General features: G+C 41.2%; 5 protein-coding genes and 1 tRNA gene. All 6 read left to right on the top strand.

Annotation, left to right across the window (positions count from 1 at the left end; all coding sequences use genetic code 11):
* The first annotated feature begins 226 nt into the window (after window positions 1-226).
* The 6 genes from A9239_RS06595 (at window position 227) to A9239_RS06625 (ending at window position 5,961) form a co-directional block, all read left to right on the top strand.
* Window positions 227-847 (top strand): DUF106 domain-containing protein, encoded by a 621-nt coding sequence (locus A9239_RS06595; RefSeq protein WP_048156039.1) that lies wholly within the window; start codon window positions 227-229, stop codon window positions 845-847.
* The gene (cmk, locus tag A9239_RS06600) at window positions 847-1,389 is read left to right on the top strand and encodes a (d)CMP kinase (RefSeq protein WP_048156036.1); all 543 of its coding nucleotides are present in this window, start codon (window positions 847-849) and stop codon (window positions 1,387-1,389) included. Before A9239_RS06595 ends, cmk begins: the two co-directional genes overlap by 1 nt.
* Window positions 1,390-1,874: 485 nt before the next feature.
* The gene (locus A9239_RS06605) at window positions 1,875-2,876 is read left to right on the top strand and encodes an RNA-guided pseudouridylation complex pseudouridine synthase subunit Cbf5 (RefSeq protein ID WP_048121152.1); all 1,002 of its coding nucleotides are present in this window, start codon (window positions 1,875-1,877) and stop codon (window positions 2,874-2,876) included.
* 201 nt (window positions 2,877-3,077) lie between these two features.
* Window positions 3,078-3,160 (top strand) — tRNA-Ser (locus A9239_RS06610).
* Between the two features lie 502 nt (window positions 3,161-3,662).
* Entirely contained in the window at window positions 3,663-4,400 is a 738-nt protein-coding gene (locus tag A9239_RS06620) for an ABC transporter ATP-binding protein (RefSeq protein WP_230628904.1), read from the top strand.
* A complete protein-coding gene (locus A9239_RS06625) occupies window positions 4,393-5,961 on the top strand; it encodes a hypothetical protein (protein WP_048121148.1) in 1,569 nt (522 codons plus the stop codon). Before A9239_RS06620 ends, A9239_RS06625 begins: the two co-directional genes overlap by 8 nt.
* The last annotated feature ends 194 nt before the right edge of the window (window positions 5,962-6,155 follow it).

Raw genomic sequence — 6,155 nt, forward strand, 5'->3', positions numbered from 1 at the left:
AAGCTAATTTGAGATTCTCTGCTTTAATTTCATAGAATAGTATAACTTATATATACATCGACACTTATTAACCAGAAAAACCTGCGTAATCGTTTAAAATTGGCTCCGTAATTGAGCTGATTTATCACGACTTTAAATACTTTAAGCTTGTCAAGCTTCTATTATCGGAATTCTTCTACATTTGAAGATCTCAGAATAACTATTGAATCTGAATGGTGAGGACAACTTGGTTTCGGAGACATTAAAAAATCAAATAGACCGGTTCCTGCTGGCTCTCGGTTTTTCCCTTATGATTGGGATTATGGTTCTTGGGCAGGGTTTCAGGGAGGCTGTCGGGGAAGTAGTAGGGATTTTAATGAATCCCATACTTGCTCTGGTCGGGCAGGAGAATTTCTTTCTAATTCTTTTGGTAATGGCGTCTATTACTGCTATTTACTCATCCCTTATCCAAAAATACACAATTGACTGGGACCTCATGAGGAATACCCAGGAACGTATGAAGGTTTTCCAGAAGGAATTCCGGGAGGCACAGCTTTCTCAGAACACTTATATGCTTAAAAAACTGGAAGAACAACGCCAGGCAATGATGGAAGACCAGATGAAGATGTCCAAGCAGCAGTTCAAGCCTATGGCTTACATCAGTATTATTTCCGTTCCTCTCTTCATGTGGGCTTATTATTACATCAGCGGGCACGGGAATGCCACGATGGTTTTTCCTTTCTGGGGTAAACAGTTGTTGACAACCCATGCTTTTTGGTACTTCCAGAACTGGTTATACTGGTACTTTATTTGTTCTCTAGGAGTTAGCCAGTTTATCAGAAAGGCACTGGATATCGGTGGGGTCTGATGCGGATAACAGTTAGCGGGCTTCCCGGAAGTGGGACAACAACGGTTTCAAAGCTTCTTGCAGAATACTATGAACTTGAACTGATCTCCTCGGGTGAAATTTTCAGGAGGATAGCCAGGGAGAAGGGAATGAGCCTTGCAGAATTTGGAGCTATGGCCGAAAAAGACCCTTCAATTGACCTGGCTATTGATAAAAATCAGAGGGAAGTTGTTCATAGTCATGAAAAGCTGATCCTCGAAAGCAGGCTTGCAGGCCATATGGCCAAAGAAGTTCCGAATGTACTTAAACTCTGGATAAAGGCTCCGTTATCTGTACGGGTAAAACGAATCCTGAATCGGGAAAAATCAGTCTCTTTTGATGAAGAGCTCGAAAAAACAGTTGAGAGGGAAAAATCTGAGGCCCTCCGCTATATGAACTATTACAATATCGATATTGATGACCTCTCGATTTACGACATCGTTATTGATTCTGAAAAATGGAACCAGTACCAGATTCTTGACATTTTGAAGGTAGCTATCGATTCTCTCATGGGGCCGGAGTAATTTCCCTCAATCTGTTAAAGCTGGATTTTTATATAAAGCGTAGAGTTTTATTTGCCGAACCTGATATACTGATATTACAGCAATCATAAGTATTCGGCATATGATCTCTCTTAATTAATATCGAACTCTCTCTTAATTGATACTGAACTAATAATGCTGGAATTTCTTCTTACATATTAAGGGAATTTCCGTAAATCTTTTTGTAAATCTCAGGTCTATAACTCTCAAATTTATAGATCTCAGGTTTATTCTCACTAAGGGTCGTTCTCATTATGCATATGTTCCCAGCTACTGTATATCCATCACATTTACATCATACTGTATATCCATCACGTTTACATCATACTGTATATCCATCACTTTTACATCATACTGTATATCCATCACGTTTACATCATACTGTATATCCATCATGTTTACGTCAAGCTACTGTATATCCGTCATGTTTACGTCTATAAATTCAATTCAGGAGTTTTTGAAAAACTATGTCACCTGCTGGCAAATTGCCGTCCGAAGCTGAAAGAACTCTGGTCCGGAAATCCGGCGCCTGGACAAACCCCTCTTACGGTTCTTATCCGGAAAAGCGTCCTATTCTTGAATATATTGAGAAAGGGGTTGTAAATATTGATAAACCAAAGGGGCCGACAAGCCACGAGGTTGCAGCCTGGGTAAAAGCTATTCTGGGCGTGAGTACGGCAGGGCATGCAGGCTCACTTGATCCTAAGGTTACAGGACTTTTGCCCGCTTTGCTTGGAAAGGCTACAAAGGCAGTCCCTGCTCTGCGTCTTTCTGGAAAGGAATATGTCTGCCTCTTGAAGCTTCATAAGGAAATGCCTCAAAAACTGGTCAGGAAAGTTTGTGAGGAATTTACTGGTCCTATCTACCAGATGCCTCCTATCAAATCAGCTGTCAAACGCGTTATCAGGATAAGGACGATCTATTACCTTGAAGTGCTTGAAATTGAAGGGAGTTTTGTGCTCTTTCGCGTGGGATGCGAAGCCGGGACTTACATCAGGAAACTCTGTCATGATATTGGGCTTGCTCTTGGTTGCGGCGGACATATGCAGGAACTCAGGAGGACAAAAGCAGGCCCGTTTACCGAGGAAACACTTGTCACTCTTCAGGATCTCAAAGATGCATATGTACTCTGGAAGGAAGAGGGAGATGAGTCTGAAATCCGGCGTGTAATCATGCCAATGGAAACGGCTGTATCTCACCTTCCCAAAATTATCCTGCGGGACAGTGCAGTAGATGCAGTCTGTTCAGGGGCTGCTCTGGCAGTTCCGGGCATAACAAGCCTGGATGTAAATCTTAAGAAGGGAGAGCTTACAGCGCTTTTTACCCTTAAAGGTGAGCTCATTGCCCTTGCAAAGGCTGAAATGAGTACAGAAGAGCTCCTCAAAGCTTCGACCGGGCTTGCAGCTACCTCGGTCCGGATTATGATGGAGGCGGGAACCTATCCGAAAGGTTGGAATAAAAAAGAGTAAAAAGAGTGTGGTGCTAAATCCTAACCTCTAAAACTCTTTTAGCACTTCCTTCTTTTAGAATAAAGTTTATATAGCACTATTCCCGTTATGGTATAAGTCGTGCCATAAGCATTATGTCAACTTTTCCAAAGGGAAGCTTGACCACAACCTTTCTAAAAGAAAGCTTGATCATAGGTTAGGTATAAGTTTTGTAATGTATGTGCCGAGGTAGTCTAGTGGTAGGGCGCAAGCCTGGAAAGCTTGTGGGGCCTAGCCCCTCGGGAGTTCAAATCTCCCCCTCGGCGTATCTTCTTAAGTCTTTTCTAAATTACGTTTATAAGCCTTTTCTAAATTACGTTTAAATCTGCAGACATATCTGTTTTGTTGTGATTGTAGTTTCTGATACTCAGTTTTATCTTGAAAAATCAATAATTGGAATTCATCCAAAAAAGATCAAGAGAAAGATTTCCACTGTACCTGAAGTGTTGAATACTTCTCCTATTAAAAGCAGGTTAAAAAGATCATAAATACTTGAGGTTTTGATTGAAGTTGAATTAATTCTTGCTCCTGGGACTGATAAGTCTATATGTTTGCTGGAACTGGTTGTAAGTTTGTGAAAGAAAAAGAGTTCTAAATTGAAAGAGATAGGATTTGCAGAATGAAAATATGGATAAAAATCTTTTAAAAGCATGGGAGAGATGGGATAATACAGAAATTATGATAGAAAAAATAAGTTAGTCTGACAATGTCAAGGTAAGAACCCCGTTGAAAAATGATCGATTGATTCAGGCGGGAACGAAAAAATAAATGGAAACAAACAGAGAAGGAATGTTAAAAATGAAACTGATCCTGAACGATATCGTAAAAAGTTTTGACAAAATAGAGGTTTTGCGGGGTGCGAGTTTTGCCTTTGGAAAGGGGGAAATTTACGGACTCCTCGGGAGAAACGGTGCAGGCAAAACCACGTTGTTTAACTGCATCAATGAGGATTTGAGGATTGACAGCGGCTCAATTCTCCTTGAAGAAAATGGAGTGAAGAGAGAAGTTTGTCCGGACGATATCGGATATGTCCTGTCGACGCCAGTCGTTCCGGAGTTCTTAACAGGCAGAGAGTTTTTAAAGTTCTTTCTTGACATCAACGTGACAAAAATTCCGGACATTAAGCCTATTGACGAATATTTCGATTTTGTAAAGATTGGAAGAGAGGATCGCGACAGGCTTTTGAAAGATTATTCCCATGGCATGAAAAACAAGATGCAGATGCTTGTAAGCTTCATCGCAAATCCAGCTATTCTGCTTTTAGATGAGCCTCTGACCTCATTTGACGTTGTGGTCGCCGACGAAATGAAGACTCTGCTGCGCCAGATCAAAAAAGACCACATTATTATTTTTTCTACTCATATTATGGAGCTTGCTCTGGATTTATGTGACGAGATTGTGATCCTGAGCGGTGGGGTTCTGGAAAAAATGGAAAAGGATGACCTCAGCAACGAGGCCTTTAAGAATAAAATTATTCAGGCCCTCAGAAGGGATGAGAATGATTGAAACTTTCATTACGTCCTTCAGGCTGAAAAACACATATAAAGCCAATGGCATCATCTATTCGCTCAAATCCATCCCTGTCATCAACAGGCTGTTGCCGGTCTCGCTTTATAGAAGTCAGGGGCTGAAAATATTTGCTAATTTCGTCAGCATCCTGTGGGAAATCATCTCGATGTTTTTGGGCAAACTGCTCTATCTGTTTATTATTATCTTTCTTCTAAAAGATCATATGAAAAGCAGTCCCGCAAACAGCTTCATGCATATGTTTTTCTTTCTTACCATTACGGGCGGTTTCCTCAGCACGCATATATTTCATCCCACCAGAGACAAGTATTATGCCATTTTTCTCATGCGAATGAACGCGCGGGAGTATACGCTTTCAAATTACTTCTATTTCCTTTTGAGAATCGTTGTCGGATTTTTGCCTTTCACGATGCTTCTTGGACAGCTTTCCGGGGTGCCTACCGTTGTCTGCCTTTTGATGCCGCTTTTTGTGGTTTCTGTAAAACTGATTTTTACTGCCCTCGCGCTTCATGATTATGTCCGAACCGGCCATGCAAAAAATGAAAATAATCTTGATCCGGTTGTTCTGGTTGGCATTGTTGTATCATTGGCTGCGGCATATTTCCCGCCGTTTCTCGGCTATGCCATGAATGATGCTGTTTTTCTCGTGCTGTTTGTCATTTCTGCTGTTATGGCTGTGTTTTCCTTCTTGTATGTGCTCAAATTCCCTGAATACCGAGGGATTTGCAAGGAACTTCTCACAGCGGATAGTTTTGCTATGAACAGAAAAGATATAGCTACACGTGCTACTCAAAAATCTTTGCAAAAGAATATAGACCTTAAGGCAACAAGCAGCAAAAGCGGCTATCAGTATTTCAACGACCTTTTTGTCAAGCGGCACAGCAGTCTGCTGACCAAATCGGCCAAAAATATCACCTTGATTTCCCTTGCAGTGCTTGCGTTTTCCATTCTGGCATGTTTTCTTATCCCGGAGGCAAAACCGAAAATAAACGGGATGATGCTGACCTTTTTGCCTTATTTTCTGTTCATAATGTATTTTATTAATCGCGGAAAGGTTATTACCCAGGCCATGTTCATGAACTGTGACCACAGTATGCTTGCCTATCGGTTTTACAGGCAACCGCGTGCAATTTTGCTTCTCTTTACGGAAAGGTTGAAATCCATTCTATTGATAAACTTGATGCCCGCTTCGGTAATTGCACTCGGGCTGCCGCTTTTGTTATGGCTTACAGGTGGAACGGACAACGCGTTCAATTATGTGCTGCTGTTTGTTTCCATCATCGCCATGTCGGTATTTTTTTCGGTACACAACATGGTGCTATATTATCTTTTGCAGCCTTACAATATCAATCTCGAAATAAAAAGTGGCACTTTTGCCGTTGTCAATTTCTTTACTTATCTCGTTTGTTATTTTGCCATCGGTAAGAAAGTCCCGACTATGATTTTCGGCACATCTATTTCAGTATTTTGCATTGTGTATATTGCCGTCGCCTTGATTCTTGCATACAGGCTTGCACCAAAGACATTTAAGCTGCGGTAATAGCGGCCTTATGTAAACTAAAAAAGAGGGCAGATGTTGAACCGCCCTCTTTTTATCTCTTTGAAAATTATGTTGCTGCTGGTATTGCTGCTGGTTGAGATACTTTTCGACTTTTTTACAGCATGCCTGATATCAAGCCACGGCCAACATAACTGCTATCAGCTTTCATTCAAACTGCTATCAGCTTTCATTCA

Source organism: Methanosarcina sp. A14, from assembly GCF_001729375.1.
GTDB lineage: Archaea > Halobacteriota > Methanosarcinia > Methanosarcinales > Methanosarcinaceae > Methanosarcina > Methanosarcina barkeri.